Source organism: Bacillus sp. ok061, assembly GCF_900108285.1.
GTDB classification, from domain to species: domain Bacteria; phylum Bacillota; class Bacilli; order Bacillales; family Bacillaceae_G; genus Bacillus_A; species Bacillus_A thuringiensis_S.
In genome coordinates, this window is the sequence record NZ_FNUW01000005.1 from 216,125 (window position 1) to 231,147 (window position 15,023).

Consider the following 15,023-nt stretch of genomic DNA (forward strand, 5'->3'; position numbering starts at 1 on the left):
ATTTGACTAGTGTAAATGAATTAGATTATCATAATGATAAATATCTTTTTTATGTATGCATATAATATATAAAAAGGTGGTTGCTAATGTAGAATTTTGTTAGAGTATTAGAATGCTTACTTCACTTGAATAAAATTAAGTAGGAGGTGGCTTCCTTGCTTACAATGTAAGTAAGGAAAAGTATTTGGACATATATAGTATAAGTATAGTGATTGTTTTAATTGCCTTAACGGCATTTTTCGTTGCAGCAGAATTTGCAATTGTTAAAGTGAGAAGTTCACGAATTGACTATTTAATTGCAGAAGGAAATAATCGTGCAACATCGGTGAAAACAGTCATTACAAACTTAGACGAATATTTATCTGCTTGTCAGCTAGGAATTACTGTTACAGCTTTAGGAATTGGGTGGTTTGGTAAACCTGCGTTAAAGCAAATGTTTGATACGCTTTTTGCAAATTGGAATATCTCTACTCAACTAGCAGACATTTTTGCTGTAATTTTAGTATTTTTGTTAATTACTTTTTTACATGTTGTAATAGGGGAATTGGCCCCAAAAACATTTGCAATTCAAAAATCTGAACAAGTAAGTTTGCTTGTTTCTAAGCCGTTAATTTTCTTTTATCGTATTGCATTCCCATTTATTTGGATATTAAATGGTTCAGCTCGAATCATTACGAAGCTGCTAGGGTTGAAACCGCCGAAGGGGCATGATGAGGTTCATTCAGAAGAAGAATTACGGTTGTTAGTTTCAGAGAGTTATAAAAATGGTGAAATTAATCAATCTGAATATAAATATGTAAATAAAATTTTTGAATTTGATGATCGGATTGCAAAAGAAATAATGGTACCTCGAACTGAAATGAATATTATAAGTAAAGAAATGCCTGCTGAAGAAGCTTTGCAAAAAATGTCTCGTGAAAAATATACAAGGTATCCAGTAGTTGATGGCGATAAAGACCACGTAATAGGTTTTGTGAATTTTAAAGATATTTTTACTGAGTTTGTACAACATAAAGCTGTTAATAAAAAGACAGTAGAGCAATATATGAGACCAATTATTTTAGTTATCGATTCTATCCCAATTCATAATTTGTTTTTAAAAATGCAAAAAGAAAGAACACATATTGCTATATTGATAGATGAATATGGTGGGACATCTGGACTTGTTACTGTTGAAGATATTCTGGAAGAAATTGTTGGAGATATTCAGGATGAGTTTGATACGGATGAGCAGCCAGAAATTCAACAAGTTAGTGAAACGAAGACGATACTAGAGGGAAAAGTACTTGTTAGTGAAGTGAATACGTTATTTGGTTTAGGGATTGATGATGATGGTGTTGATACAATTGGTGGTTGGATTTTAACGAAGAATATAGAGATTGCTGAAGAGGATTCCATTGAAATTGAAAATTATAAGTTTTGTGTGAAAGAATTAGATGGACACTATATAAAAAGATTGGAAGTTACAAAGATAGTAGAATCGATTGTTATTTTAGAAGATGAAAAACAAATTTCATTACAAGAGCAAATTAGCTCGTAAACTCTGCTAAATAGCAGAGTTTTTTTGAGCATAATGTTTTTTGAGGGATAGGGGCTATGATACAATGACATAAGTCAGACCTTTCACTAGGTGAAGTATTGTTGTATACATATATTTGGAAGGAGAAGAAGTATGAAAAAGCATTTATATATAAATGGAGATTGGAAATCTGTAAACACGTATAAACCATTATACGCACCATATTCTGAAGAAACATTAGCGGAAATTGCACAAGGAACGGAAGAAGATGTAAAAGAGGCTGTTACTTCTGCAAAAAATGCAATGATAAAAATGAATAAATTATCTGCATATGATCGTGCGACTATTTTAGAGAAAGTTGCACAAAAAATGGATGAAAGAAGAGAAGAATTTGCAGAGATTATTGCAAAAGAAGCTGCAAAACCAATACGTGCTGCAAGGGGAGAAGTAGATCGTACTGTTCAAACGTACAAATTTGCAGCTGAAGAAGCGAAGCGTATATATGGTGAGACATTGCCATTAGATGCCGCACCTGGTGCGGATGGGCGTATTGCATATACAATCCGAAAGCCGATTGGGGTTATAGGGGCTATTACACCATTTAATTTCCCGTTAAATTTAGTAGCGCATAAAGTTGGACCAGCAATTGCTGCTGGAAATACAGTTGTATTAAAGCCAGCTGATCAAACGCCATTATCATCTTATGCATTAGTTGAGTTATTTGAAGAGGCAGGATTGCCAAATGGAGCTTTAAATATCATTTCTGGCCCTGGCGCTACGGTTGGTGAGGCAATCGTCAAAAATGATTACGTTGCTGCTATTACTTTTACCGGAAGTCCAAAAGTTGGAATCGGAATAAAACAAAAGGCTGGGCTCAAACGAGTTACGTTAGAACTAGGCTCAAATGCTGCTGTTATTATTGATGAAGATGTAGAGTTAACAGATGAAATAATTGAACGTGTAAAATGGGGAGCATTTGTTAATAATGGGCAAGTTTGTATTTCCGTACAACGTGTTTTTGTACATGAAACGAAAATGCATGAATTTCTCTCGAAGCTAAAGAAAGCGATGGAATCAGTTGTTGTTGGTGATCCACTGCTTGAGGAAACGGATGTATCAGCTTTAATTTCAAAAAAAGATGTAGAGCGAATTGATATGTGGGTTCAAGAAGCAATCAAGGAAGGAGCAACTGTTTTATGCGGTGGTAAGAAGCGGGATGCAAGAATTTTTGAACCGACTGTATTAACAAATGTTCCAGATCATGTATCTGTGCAGTGCCAAGAAGTATTCGGTCCACTCATGACAGTAAATACATTTAAAGAATTTGATGAAGCGATTGAGCAAGTAAATAATTCGCGTTACGGCTTACAGGCAGGAGTATTTACAAATAATTTATTTAAAGCAATGCGTGCAATCGATGAGTTAGAGGTTGGTGGTGTCATGATTAATGATATTCCAACGTTCAGAGTAGATCATATGCCTTATGGTGGTGTGAAAGAAAGTGGCACGGGGCGCGAAGGAATTAAATATGCAATAGAAGAAATGACAGAAATGAAATTAGTATGTATTAAAAAATAAATTAGAAAAACTTAGACTTTGCGCTAAAAAAACGAGTAGGAAATGTTTACGATTCCATACTCGTTTTTTACGCTTCTAGTAACTATTTAATTAAGTGTAACTTTTACTTCATTTCTTGTTTGAAAATAGTATCTTCTACATAAATTTGTTCTTTATCTACAGCAGTAGCATGAGTTAATACTAAACCGATTGGTGTTTTTGTATCTTTATTTTGAACAATTGTAAAAGGAACATTTTTTTCGTTTGCTAATTTAATGTATTTTGATAAATGTGGGTAAGCAATGCCACCATTTAGGAGGAGTTGTAATGATTGAGAAGAGCGCATGCTACCCGCCACTTCAGAGTATACATTACTTTGCATTACTTGACCGATCGTTAAAGCGATTTCTACACGCTCACGTAATGTAGTTAAATACATATTACGTTCTTCTGGTTTGTTTTGCTTTTGGCCGTAAATGCCTTCTTGGAGATAATCTTCCACATTTTTATTTACCATATTTTTCACACCTTTCATTTTCTATTGTACGCAAGAATTAAAAATGATGCAAAAAAAGTCGTGTTGACTACGGAAATAATGAAAATGTGTGAAGGAAAAAGGGTATTTGCATACAATTAGTTAAATAAGAAAGAAAAAAATAATTTTATCAACAGAAATTAACAAAATGTGACAAAAATCTATTAACGAATCATCTTTTTTGTGTTAATATTCAAAATATAAAGGGTATTCGTCGTATGGAAATGGAGGGAATGGAGGTTTTTCCAATCGATAAGGATATTAAAGAAATATTTTGTTCACACTTGAAAAACAATAGGCACCAATTCGTAGAGAACTGGAAAAACAAAATGATAATTTCCGAAAAAGATCCATTTAAACTAGAAGTAGTTCAAAATGGAGAGGATTTACTAGAGTTGATTATCGAACTTACTATGGAAGATAAAGATATAAATTATCTTCAACCGTTATGCGAGAAAATTGCTATTGAACGTGCTGGAGCAGATGCGAATATTGGAGATTTTGTTTATAACGCAAACGTGGGAAGAAATGAACTTTTCGAAGCGATGTGTGAATTAGATGTTAGCGCTCGTGAATTGAAACCAATTATGGCAAAAATACATACTTGTTTTGACAAATTAATTTATTATACTGTTTTAAAATACTCGGAAATTATATCGAAGAATTTAGAGGAAAAACAGCAATATATTAATGAAACACATAAAGAAAGGCTGACGATTTTAGGGCAAATGTCAGCTAGTTTTGTACATGAATTTCGTAATCCGCTTACTTCCATTATGGGATTTGTCAAACTATTAAAGGCAGATCATCCGAGTTTATCGTATTTAGATATTATTTCGCATGAATTAGATCAATTAAATTTTCGTATTTCGCAATTTTTACTCGTATCGAAAAAAGAAATGTGGAATGAATCGGAACGGTTTTGGCTTAATGACTTGTTTCAAGACATTATACAATTCTTATATCCGAGTTTGGTCAATGCGAATGTTGCAATTGAAAAGAATTTACCGTATCCAATTCCGCTTGTTGGTTATCGAAGTGAAGTAAGACAAGTATTTTTAAACATATTAATGAATTCAATTGATGCTCTTGAATCAATGAAAGAAGAACGAAAAATTATCATTGATGTATTTGAAGAAGATCAAGCTATTCGAATTGTGATAAAAAATAATGGACCAATGATTCCAGCTGAAAATGTAGAAACGATTTTTGAACCGTTTGTAACTACTAAAAAGTTAGGAACTGGTATTGGCTTATTTGTATGTAAACAAATTGTGGAAAAACATAATGGGTCCATTATGTGTCGATCAGATAACGATTGGACAGAATTTCAAATTGCATTTCAAAAATAAACAGTCTACACCAAATGAATGGTGTAGACTGTTTTAATTTGTGAGTATAACGGCTTCTAATTTAGGATCTTTAGTTGAATAACCTACTATTGAAATTGTATAAATAACATTTGGTTCAACATTGAATTTCGGTATAGTCAATAAAACGTTTTTATTATCTGCGAGTGAAATTTCAATATCCGCTGTACCGGGGCTAACTTGCAAAAAATCTGTTATCTGTTTAAAGAGTACATTTTCAAATAAATGATCTCCATCTTTTAAATCGATATTTACAACAGGGGTATCTGGAGAGAAATGTGCAAAGCGTATTTTGGCTTGACCAGCTGGTAAATGTGTATTATCAAGTATAGGTTGTAATTGTAGGTGATTATCACTATTTATTGCAGCAAGAGTATAAGTATGATTTCCCATTATTGGTACCAATGCTGAAAAGATTGGAGTTTCATTTCCGACAGGGACAATATCTATACGGTATTTACCTTGTACTAATGATAAATAAGGGCTGAATTGCTTAAATGAAATATTTTTAATAACTTTTTGTCCGTTTACTAAAATGTCAACCGCCGGTATATTTGGATCGGCATGAAAAATTCTTATATGTGACGGTAAAGTAGCTTCTTGTGAATCCCTTGTTTCATGCGCCTGTACAAGTTTTGAAAGTGCATCGCAATATTTCATATATAATTCTATATATTTTTTAGGATCACGAAACTGATAGTAACGTGCGAGCTGTTCGTATTGCGTAACTTCTTGTCCATATTTTTCAATTTCAGATTGAGACATGAACATTCCTCCTTTGTCATCATTAAAATTATATGCGAAGCAAGAAAGCGGTTATGCGAAAAAATGATTTTATAAAGGGGAAAATTAAAAATTTACAACAAATATGTTGTCATAAAGAGGTGCTTGTGCTTACGAGTATTTCGCAGAGTAAAGCAGTACATATGATTGCACGAAAGTAAAATAAATGCCAAATTGAAAGTGCATTTCAATAACATATTGAATACATGTCCAGCAATCGCTAGAAAACTAGGGTTTTTTTAAATTATAGGCAAATACACATACAAAGTGATAATTGTCCTACATAAATTATAAAGGAAAGGTAGTTTGAATCTGAGGAAAGGGATGCCACTTCGGGATAGGGATATCCTGATAGTAATTGTGAATGAAGTTATGAAAAGGTTTTGTGTTATAGGCTGTAGGATGAATTTGTAAACTTGATTTTTCTATTTATTTTAGCAATTGACAGTATTAACCCATAAGAGAGCGTCATGACGAACTGATTAATGTGGTTAATCGGTTCTTTTTTTATAGTTTAAAAATGAAAAATTCACATATTAAATATGAATCTGAACTGATTAGAAAGGTGTAGCGTTGTCGAAATTTGTTTTAAAATATGCAATTTAAAGTAGGATAATAGGAAGGAGTTTAACGGGAGTTCCGTCGAAGTGTACAGAATGTCGGCATTTGAGGGCAGGTGGCATTATGCTATAAAAACATTTGGTGATGTAGTCATTTCATATAAAAGGGAGGGTTACTTGGGCGTATAGAAAAGGGTTGGTCTTCGTTTTGAGTTCTGAATTTTCTGTTTTATAGGTATTTTTAAGCACTCATTTGTATATTTTATAATAGTTTTTTGATAAATTCACTGCTTTTGCAGAGGATTCTTTTTTATGAAAGAAACGTCAATTTTCTTCATATATATATACAAATTGGAGAAATGGGGGAGCGCTATGCGCGATTACTTAATTAAACCACTTGTTGGTCAGCCGTATCCAATGATTTCACATGGAAAAGGTGTTTATTTGTATGATCAAAATGGTAATAAATATTTTGATGGTTCGTCAGGAGCAATTACGGCAGGTATTGGGCATGGCGTAAAGGAGATTGCAGACGTTATTAAAAAGCAAGCTGAGGAGATTGCTTTTGTTTATAGATCACAGTTTACGAGTGAACCAGCTGAAAAATTAGCGAAGAAGTTAAGTGATTTAAGTGTAGGAGATTTGAACTGGAGTTTCTTTGTAAATAGTGGTACGGAAGCAAATGAAACAGCTATGAAAATTGCAATTCAGCATTTTCAAGAGCGAGGTATTCAAGGGAAACATAAAATTTTATCAAGATGGATGAGTTATCACGGTATTACGATGGGTGCGTTATCGATGTCTGGTCACCCACTACGTAGACAACGTTTCGTATCTATTTTGGAAGATTATCCAACTATACCAGCTCCATATTGTTTCAGGTGTCCTGTTCAAAAGGTATATCCAACTTGTCAGCTGGCATGTGCGACTGAATTAGAAAGATCAATTGAAAGAATTGGTGCAGAGCATATTGCTGCTTTTATTGCTGAGCCGATTATCGGAGCAGCTGGAGGCGCGGTTGTTCCGCCAAAAGACTATTATAAAGTCGTTAAAGATATTTGCAACCATTACGATATTGTATTTATTGCGGATGAAGTAATGACTGGGCTTGGTCGTACGGGAGCATGGTTTGCGATGGAGCATTGGGGTGTAGAACCTGATATTATGACACTTGGTAAAGGGTTAGGAGCGGGATATACACCGATGGCAGCGACAGTTGTAAGTGATCGTGTTATGGAACCAATATTACGTGGATCACGTTCAGTAATGAGCGGTCATACGTTAAGTGCAAATCCATTGTCTGCAGCAACGGCTTTAGCTGTTATTGAATATATGGAGAAACATAATCTCCCTGAAAAAACAGCAGAAAAGGGAGAGTATTTAATAAAAGGCTTACAGAAAGTTCAACAACAATCGACAATCATTGCTGATGTGCGAGGAAAAGGGTTGCTGATTGGAGTAGAATTGCAACCGTTTACAAAAGCGTCGGAGCTTATTTCGGTTGCAGCTAAAAATGGCCTGCTTTTATACCAAGCAGTTTCAGGGCAAGCAGGAAAAGAAGATAGTGCACTGCTTGTAGCACCGCCAATGACAACTACATATTCCGAGTTAGATGAATTACTTTCAATTTTCTCTAAAAGTGTGGAAGAGATGATGCAAAAAGGAGGGCATAGTATCGCATGACAACTATTACAAATACATTCGGTAAATTAAAAGAAATTGAGGAAGTAATTTCTTTGTTCCATGATGATATGACATTAATGTTTGGGGGATTTGGAGGGATTGGATCCCCTCCATCTTTAATACAGGCAATTTTAGAAAAAGGCGTTACAAATTTAAATTTGGTTGGAAATGACACTGGATTTCCTGATGTAGGTATCGGTCGTCTTGTTACAAATGAAAGAGTTAAATCACTAATTACTTCTCACATTGGCTCCAATCCAAATGCAGGAAGGCAACTAAACGAGGGAAGATTACAAATTGAGTTTTCTCCGCAGGGAACATTAGCAGAGCGCATTCGTGCTGGTGGCGTTGGTCTTGGTGGTGTTTTAGTTGATGTAGGTGTTGATACGATTGTGGAAGAGGGAAAACGAACAGTTGAAATGAATGGTAAGACATATTTAGTTGAAACAGCATTAACTGCTGAAGTTTCAATTGTATATGCGAAAAAGGCAGATCCGTTTGGTAACCTTGTTTTTGACAAAAGTGCACGAAATATGAATCCTCACGTAGCTATGGCTGGGGATATAACAATTGTAGAAGCAGAAGAAATAGTCCCGCTAGGAAGTTTAGATCCAGAGGAAATTGTCGTTCCAGGAGTTTTCGTAAATTATATTGTACCGTCGGAAGGAGTGAACTGGAAATGGGTATGGGCGTAGAAGTTAGGGATAAGATTGCTAGGCGAGCGGCGAAAGAAATACAAAATGGCATGATTGTAAATTTAGGTATTGGCATACCATCGCTTGTACCAAATCATTTGCCTGACGATATAAATGTTATGTTTCATGCGGAAAATGGAATCGTCGGCATGGGACCAACGCCAAGTAAAGGGAATGAAGATGAAAATTTGTGTAACGCAGCAGGCTTACCAACTTCTCTTATAACAGGAGCGAGTTATTTCGATAGCTGCACAGCGTTTGGTATGATTCGGAAAGGTTTGCTAGATATAACGATTCTTGGTTCATTACAGGTAAGTGAAAACGGTGATTTAGCTAACTGGATTGTACCTGGAAAACGTGTTCCAGGTATTGGTGGAGCAATGGATTTAGCACAAAAAGCGAAGCGGGTCGTTGTTGTGATGAATCATGTTGATAAGTACGGTAATGCAAAAATTGTTTCAGAGTGTACATTGCCATTAACCTCAAAGAAATGTGTAGATTTAATTATTACTGATATGGCGGTCATGGAGGTAACTCCGAGTGGACTTATATTACAAGAATTAATGAGCCCATACACAGTAGAAGATGTAAAACGACATACAGAAGCTGATTTTCAAATTAGTTCTAACTTACTAGTAATTGAATGAAGGGAGATGTAATATATGGAGCAATTAAAAAAGCAAGTTTGTGATTATATTGAGAGCCATGAAGAGGAAAGTGTGAAATTTTTAAAACGATTAATTCAAGAAAAGAGCGTATCTGGTGATGAAAGTGGTGCGCAGGCAATTGTGATTGAAAAATTACGTGAATTAGGTTTAGACCTCGATATATGGGAGCCTTCTTTTTCTAAAATGAAAGATCATCCTTATTTTGTATCACCCCGTACAAGTTTTTCAGATAGCCCAAATATTGTAGCAACTTTAAAAGGAAGTGGCGACGGGAAATCTATGATATTAAATGGGCATATTGATGTAGTTCCAGAAGGGGATGTGAACCAGTGGGAACATCATCCTTATAGTGGTGAGAGAATAGGAAATCGTATATATGGCCGTGGAACGACGGATATGAAAGGGGGAAATGTCGCACTCATGCTTGCGATGGAAGCGATTATTGAATCTAGCATTGAATTAAAAGGAGACATCTATTTTCAAAGTGTAATAGAAGAGGAAAGTGGCGGAGCAGGAACATTAGCAACTATATTACGAGGATATAAGGCAGATGGTGTCATTATTCCAGAGCCTACTAATATGAAGTTTTTCCCGAAACAACAAGGTTCCATGTGGTTTCGTCTACGTGTAAAAGGGAAAGCAGCACACGGTGGAACGCGTTATGAAGGGGTTAGTGCAATTGAAAAAAGTATGTTTGTTATAGAACATGTAAGAAAGTTAGAGGAGAAAAGAAATAGTCGAATCACAGATCCGTTATTTAAAGGAATTCCGATTCCAATTCCAATTAACATTGGGAAAATTGAAGGAGGGAGTTGGCCAAGTTCTGTTCCCGATGAATTAATTTTAGAAGGAAGATGCGGTGTTGCGCCGAATGAGACTATAGAGGCGGCAAAAGAAGAGTTTGAGAATTGGATTGCTGAATTAAATGATGTGGACAATTGGTTTGTTGAAAATCCGGTAGAAGTAGAATGGTTTGGAGCGAGATGGGTTCCTGGTGAATTAGAAGAAAATCATGAACTCATTACCGCACTTCATCATAACTTTGTCGAAATCGAAGGGAACCAACCAATTATTGAAGCCTCTCCTTGGGGGACTGATGGAGGTTTATTTACACAAATCTCAGGAGTACCAACTATAGTATTTGGTCCAGGAGAGACAAAAGTAGCACACTATCCAAACGAGTATATAGAAGTTGATAAAATGATAGCTGCCGCAAAAATTATTGCATGTACATTACTAGATTGGTGTGAGGTGAAAAAATGAAATACTATGAATGTTTTAGAGAACAGACGAATTGTTATACAGTAGAAGGCGTTTTAGATTATTTTAATAAACGTATCCGAGTAGACCACTATACAGGAAATGTTGAAAGTATTATACAAACAATTGACGAACTAGCAGAGAAACATTCTTTCACTAAATGTATTATTAAAGGAAAGGGAGAGCATGTTTCAACATGGCTCTCTTTCGGTTTTTTGTTGGAAGCAACGATACCTCATTATTTTCAAGGACACGATGCATACTTTTTTGTGAAATATAATAATGATGAAAGACGAAATAGTATGCATTGGACTCAGGAGGATACTATATTAAGCGGTGTAAAAGGAAAAGAAATAAAAGAAAAAGTAGTTCCAGAGAAATTTCTGCTGAGAAAAGCGACTGAAGAAGATGCAGAAGAATTGGCGACTGTCTTTGGAAAAGTATTTGAAGTGTATCCGACACCTTTAAATGAAGCGAGTTATGTATTACAGACGATGAAAGAAGACGATACAATTTACTACGTGTATGAATTTGAGGGGGAAATTATTAGTACAGCATCTGCAGAAATGAATATAAAAGAAGGGAATGCAGAATTAACAAATTGTGCTACTTTACCTGAATATCGTAAACATGGATTTATGAAAAGTTTACTAATTAAATTAGAGGAAGAGCTCCGAGAAAGATCTATTTTCTGTTCCTATACAATTGCTCGATCGCTTTCTTTCGGAATGAATGCTGCATTTCATCAATTAGGCTATACTTATACAGGAAGACTGGCGAATAATTGCTACATTTTCGATAAGTTGGAAGATATGAATATATGGGTGAAAGATTTATCTAGCTATTCGAAAGCAGTAAAAATTCCGCCTCAAAATTCGGCTGTAAAGCAAAATAGTTAGGTGGAGCTGGGTGTTCGAAAAAGCCGTACTAATTAAAATATAAAATTGATCAAAATTATAGAACGGAATCGTCATGCTTACAATCGCACATAGGTATGCCGAAAATTCGGCATGTAATTGCTGAATTTTCGGCAAAAGGGGGGATGACATTGCTAGCAGTTTCGACACAAGAAGTCATTGAAGCGATTTTGGGCAGTATTGATGAGGCTATACACGCTGTAGATGAAAATGGAATTACAATATTTTATAACTCTGTAGCTGCAAAACACGATGGATCCAAGATTGAAAAAGTGTTAGGGAAGCATTTGTTAGAAGTGTTCCCGTCTTTATCAAGGGAAACGAGTACATTGATGAAAGTATTAGATACAAAAAAACCTATCGTACATCAAGTACAGCATTATCAAAATTTAAATGGTGAAGATGTTTGTACAGTAAATACGACGTTACCTATTTTTATAGATGGGAATATTGCTGGAGCTGTTGAAATTGCAAAGGATTACTCTACAATTCAAAAACTTACTGACACAATTGTTGATTTACAGTCGAAAATAAAGCGGTCATCTAGAAAAAAATTGATTAAAAAGCATGCTGCATTTGAGACGATAGTGACAAATGATACGCGGTTTAAACAGACGAAAGAGTTAGCACAAAAAGTGGCACCAACAGACGCAAATGTTTTAATATATGGTGAAACAGGGACAGGAAAAGAACTGTTCGTACAAGCAATTCATGAAGCTTCTAAAAGAAAAAACAAGCCATTTATTGCACAAAACTGTGCAGCTTTACCAGAATCGTTATTAGAAAGTTTATTGTTTGGAACGACAAAAGGAAGCTATACAGGAGCGATTGAAAGAGCTGGGCTATTTGAACTTGTTGATGGTGGTACATTATTTTTAGATGAACTGAATTCGATGCCTCTTGATTTGCAGGCAAAAATGTTACGAGTGTTAGAAGATGGAGTCATTAGAAGAATTGGTGATAATAAGACGAGAAAAGTAGATGTTCGTGTTATTACCGCAATGAACCAGCCTCCAGAAATATGTTTACGAGAGAATAAAATTCGTACTGATTTATATTATCGCTTAAACGTATTTTCATTATATATCCCACCGCTTCGTGAAAGAACTGAGGATGTATTATTATTAGCATCTTATTTTTTGAAAGAATATAATAAAAGTTATAAAAAAGGTGTACTTCAAATTGATGAGGAAGCAAAAGATAGACTGCAAGCTTATCAGTGGCCTGGAAATGTCCGGGAGTTAAAACATACGATTGAACATGCTGTTATTATTGCAGAAGGGAATACATTAACAGCCAATTGTTTACCACGTACATTTCGGAAAGAGAAGTTTTCGAAGAAAAAAGGTATAATGCCACTTAGAGAAGCACTTCATCAAACAGAAAAAGAATTAATAGATCAAGCGTTGATTGAAACGGAAGGGAATATACTACAAGCCGCAAAAATGTTAGGTATCCCTCGTCAAACGCTTCAATATAAACTGAGCAAGTACGACAAAACCGCCGAATAATCGGCGGTTTTTGTGTGTTTGCACCAATAAAAGAGCGTTTACATATATAAAAAGTAATGAATGTGATGTTAATTATTGATCTCATACAACGCTTAAAAATATTTTTTCGCTTATGTAATAGGGTTCTCCGCACATTTACTTATCAACAATACAAAGTTGGCATAACTATTGCTTATATAAAGGATGAGCGTATAAAAAGGGGGAATAGCAATGTTACATGATGTATACAAACCAAATCGTCACTGGAAGGATATCGAATTATGGAAAGATGTTACTGAAGAGCAATGGAATGATTGGGTTTGGCAATTAACGAATACGATCAAAACGTTAGATGACTTAAGAAAAGTGATTAACTTAACACCTGAAGAAGAAGAAGGCGTTAAAATTTCAACGAAAACGATCCCGTTAAACATTACACCGTACTATGCTTGGCTAATGAATCCTGATGATCCACGCTGTCCGATTCGGATGCAATCAGTACCGATTTCGGAAGAGTTATATAAAACAAAATATGATTTAGAAGACCCACTTCACGAAGACGAAGATTCACCAGTTCCAGGGCTAACACATCGTTATCCGGACCGTGTACTATTCTTAGTAACAAATCAATGTTCTATGTATTGTCGTTACTGTACACGTCGTCGTTTTAGTGGACAAATTGGAATGGGTGTACCGAAGAAACAATTAGATGATGCAATTGCTTATATTCGTGAAACGCCACAAGTACGAGATGTATTAATCTCCGGTGGTGACGGACTTCTAATTAACGATAAAATTTTAGAATATGTATTAAAAAATTTACGAGAGATTCCGCATGTTGAGATTATTCGTATCGGAACGAGAGCACCAGTAGTATTCCCGCAACGTATTACAGAAAACTTATGTAACATTATTAAAAAATACCATCCAGTATGGTTAAATACACATTTCAATACATCTATTGAAATTACTGAAGAATCGAAAAAGGCATGTGAAATGTTAGCGAATGCTGGTGTTCCAGTTGGAAACCAAGCAGTAATTTTAGCTGGTATTAACGACAGCGTTCCAATTATGAAAAAACTTATGCATGACTTAGTAAAAATCCGTGTACGTCCATACTACATTTATCAATGTGACTTATCTGAAGGTATCGGTCACTTCCGTGCACCAGTATCTAAAGGTCTTGAAATTATTGAAGGTTTACGTGGGCACACATCTGGTTACGCTGTTCCGACATTCGTTGTTGATGCGCCAGGTGGAGGCGGTAAAATTGCACTTCAACCAAACTATTTAATCTCACAAAGTGCAGATAAAGTTGTACTTCGTAACTTTGAAGGTGTTATTACGACGTATCCAGAGCCAGAGAGCTATATTCCAGGAAGAGCGGAAGGATACTTTAAAGAGATTTATCCGAACTACGAAGAAAAACGTTCAGATGTTGGTATCGCAGGTCTTATGAGCGATAAGAAATTTAACCTCGTTCCAGACGACTTACAGCGTATGAACCGTCGTAAAGACTACGAAGATAATGATACTCATGCATCTTTAAAAGATAAACGTGATAAGCGCGATCAATTAAAAGATAAAAAATATCAAGCGCAAATGGCTAAATTAGAAGAAAACGACAAAAAAACTGAGGGTGATGCAGTATGAATTGTATGTGGTGTGACAGTACAGAAGCGAAAGAAAGCTTGAATACTGTATATTGGGAATTACCAGATGGTACGAAAGCCATTGAAATCCAAAAGACACCATGTATTTCTTGTTCCTCGTGCGGGATGGACTATCAATCAGACCATACAGTAAAAGAAATTGAAGATCAGTTATTTTTAATTTATACGAAAGATTTACCAAAACAACTAACATATGAAGAATTAATGGGAAGACCGCGTCTATTAAAAAGAAATTATTTCGACTTTTAACCAGCTTTTATGCTGGTTTTTTTCTTTTTTGCCTTGTATAATGTACCCAAGTTAGAAAGGTAGG

At 35.2% G+C, this 15,023-nt stretch carries 13 protein-coding genes; 11 read left to right on the forward strand and 2 right to left on the reverse strand.

Going from position 1 to position 15,023, the window contains the following annotated elements; all coding sequences use genetic code 11:
• Positions 1–184: 184 nt before the first annotated feature.
• On the forward strand, positions 185–1,540 hold the full coding sequence (locus C4S65_RS09765) for a hemolysin family protein (protein WP_000356248.1): 1,356 nt from the start codon (positions 185–187) through the stop codon (positions 1,538–1,540).
• 132 nt (positions 1,541–1,672) lie between these two features.
• Positions 1,673–3,097, forward strand: a complete 1,425-nt coding sequence (locus C4S65_RS09770) for an aldehyde dehydrogenase family protein (RefSeq protein WP_061665987.1) — start codon at positions 1,673–1,675, stop codon at positions 3,095–3,097.
• Between the two features lie 103 nt (positions 3,098–3,200).
• Here the strand turns inward: C4S65_RS09770 and C4S65_RS09775 are convergent, their stop codons facing one another.
• Positions 3,201–3,593, reverse strand: coding sequence for a YueI family protein (locus tag C4S65_RS09775; protein ID WP_000247560.1), 393 nt, complete (start codon positions 3,591–3,593; stop codon positions 3,201–3,203).
• A gap of 236 nt (positions 3,594–3,829) precedes the next feature.
• Here C4S65_RS09775 and C4S65_RS09780 point away from each other — a divergent pair, with 236 nt between their 5' ends.
• The gene (locus C4S65_RS09780; RefSeq protein WP_000425085.1) at positions 3,830–4,963 is read left to right on the forward strand and encodes a BA2291 family sporulation histidine kinase; all 1,134 of its coding nucleotides are present in this window, start codon (positions 3,830–3,832) and stop codon (positions 4,961–4,963) included.
• Between the two features lie 33 nt (positions 4,964–4,996).
• On the opposite strand, the gene C4S65_RS09785 is transcribed toward C4S65_RS09780, so the two are convergent.
• On the reverse strand, positions 4,997–5,746 hold the full coding sequence (locus C4S65_RS09785) for a DUF4397 domain-containing protein (RefSeq protein ID WP_086406103.1): 750 nt from the start codon (positions 5,744–5,746) through the stop codon (positions 4,997–4,999).
• Between the two features lie 950 nt (positions 5,747–6,696).
• Here C4S65_RS09785 and C4S65_RS09790 point away from each other — a divergent pair.
• The 8 genes from C4S65_RS09790 (at position 6,697) to C4S65_RS09825 (ending at position 14,959) form a co-directional block, all read left to right on the forward strand.
• Positions 6,697–8,007 carry an aspartate aminotransferase family protein gene (locus C4S65_RS09790; protein WP_001205885.1) on the forward strand — a complete coding sequence of 437 codons (1,311 nt, stop codon included), beginning with the start codon at positions 6,697–6,699 and terminating at the stop codon, positions 8,005–8,007.
• Positions 8,004–8,702, forward strand: a complete 699-nt coding sequence (gene atoD, locus C4S65_RS09795) for an acetate CoA-transferase subunit alpha (protein WP_000208110.1) — start codon at positions 8,004–8,006, stop codon at positions 8,700–8,702. The genes C4S65_RS09790 and atoD overlap by 4 nt, the downstream gene beginning before the upstream one ends.
• Entirely contained in the window at positions 8,687–9,349 is a 663-nt protein-coding gene (locus tag C4S65_RS09800; protein WP_000525278.1) for a CoA transferase subunit B, read from the forward strand. Before atoD ends, C4S65_RS09800 begins: the two co-directional genes overlap by 16 nt.
• A 15-nt stretch (positions 9,350–9,364) precedes the next feature.
• Positions 9,365–10,633, forward strand: coding sequence for a peptidase (locus tag C4S65_RS09805; protein ID WP_098285316.1), 1,269 nt, complete (start codon positions 9,365–9,367; stop codon positions 10,631–10,633).
• The gene (ablB, locus tag C4S65_RS09810) at positions 10,630–11,529 is read left to right on the forward strand and encodes a putative beta-lysine N-acetyltransferase (protein WP_098285317.1); all 900 of its coding nucleotides are present in this window, start codon (positions 10,630–10,632) and stop codon (positions 11,527–11,529) included. The genes C4S65_RS09805 and ablB overlap by 4 nt, the downstream gene beginning before the upstream one ends.
• A gap of 143 nt (positions 11,530–11,672) precedes the next feature.
• Positions 11,673–13,058 (forward strand): arginine utilization transcriptional regulator RocR, encoded by a 1,386-nt coding sequence (rocR, locus tag C4S65_RS09815; RefSeq protein ID WP_086406105.1) that lies wholly within the window; start codon positions 11,673–11,675, stop codon positions 13,056–13,058.
• A gap of 210 nt (positions 13,059–13,268) precedes the next feature.
• A complete protein-coding gene (gene ablA, locus C4S65_RS09820; RefSeq protein ID WP_000902142.1) occupies positions 13,269–14,690 on the forward strand; it encodes a lysine 2,3-aminomutase in 1,422 nt (473 codons plus the stop codon).
• Entirely contained in the window at positions 14,687–14,959 is a 273-nt protein-coding gene (locus C4S65_RS09825) for a YokU family protein (RefSeq protein WP_000995766.1), read from the forward strand. Before ablA ends, C4S65_RS09825 begins: the two co-directional genes overlap by 4 nt.
• Positions 14,960–15,023 lie beyond the last annotated feature (64 nt).

Bases quoted from the DNA above. Each gene is read 5' to 3' on its own strand.
- C4S65_RS09805 (WP_098285316.1), top strand. From the start codon at position 9,365: ATGGAGCAATTAAAAAAGCAAGTTTGTGATTATATTGAGAGCCATGAA.
- C4S65_RS09775 (WP_000247560.1), bottom strand. From the start codon at position 3,593: ATGGTAAATAAAAATGTGGAAGATTATCTCCAAGAAGGCATTTACGGC.
- C4S65_RS09825 (WP_000995766.1), top strand. From the start codon at position 14,687: ATGAATTGTATGTGGTGTGACAGTACAGAAGCGAAAGAAAGCTTGAAT.
- ablA (WP_000902142.1), top strand. From the start codon at position 13,269: ATGTTACATGATGTATACAAACCAAATCGTCACTGGAAGGATATCGAA.
- C4S65_RS09780 (WP_000425085.1), top strand. From the start codon at position 3,830: ATGGAAATGGAGGGAATGGAGGTTTTTCCAATCGATAAGGATATTAAA.
- atoD (WP_000208110.1), top strand. From the start codon at position 8,004: ATGACAACTATTACAAATACATTCGGTAAATTAAAAGAAATTGAGGAA.
- rocR (WP_086406105.1), top strand. From the start codon at position 11,673: ATGACATTGCTAGCAGTTTCGACACAAGAAGTCATTGAAGCGATTTTG.
- ablB (WP_098285317.1), top strand. From the start codon at position 10,630: ATGAAATACTATGAATGTTTTAGAGAACAGACGAATTGTTATACAGTA.
- C4S65_RS09785 (WP_086406103.1), bottom strand. From the start codon at position 5,746: ATGTCTCAATCTGAAATTGAAAAATATGGACAAGAAGTTACGCAATAC.
- C4S65_RS09800 (WP_000525278.1), top strand. From the start codon at position 8,687: ATGGGTATGGGCGTAGAAGTTAGGGATAAGATTGCTAGGCGAGCGGCG.
- C4S65_RS09790 (WP_001205885.1), top strand. From the start codon at position 6,697: ATGCGCGATTACTTAATTAAACCACTTGTTGGTCAGCCGTATCCAATG.
- C4S65_RS09770 (WP_061665987.1), top strand. From the start codon at position 1,673: ATGAAAAAGCATTTATATATAAATGGAGATTGGAAATCTGTAAACACG.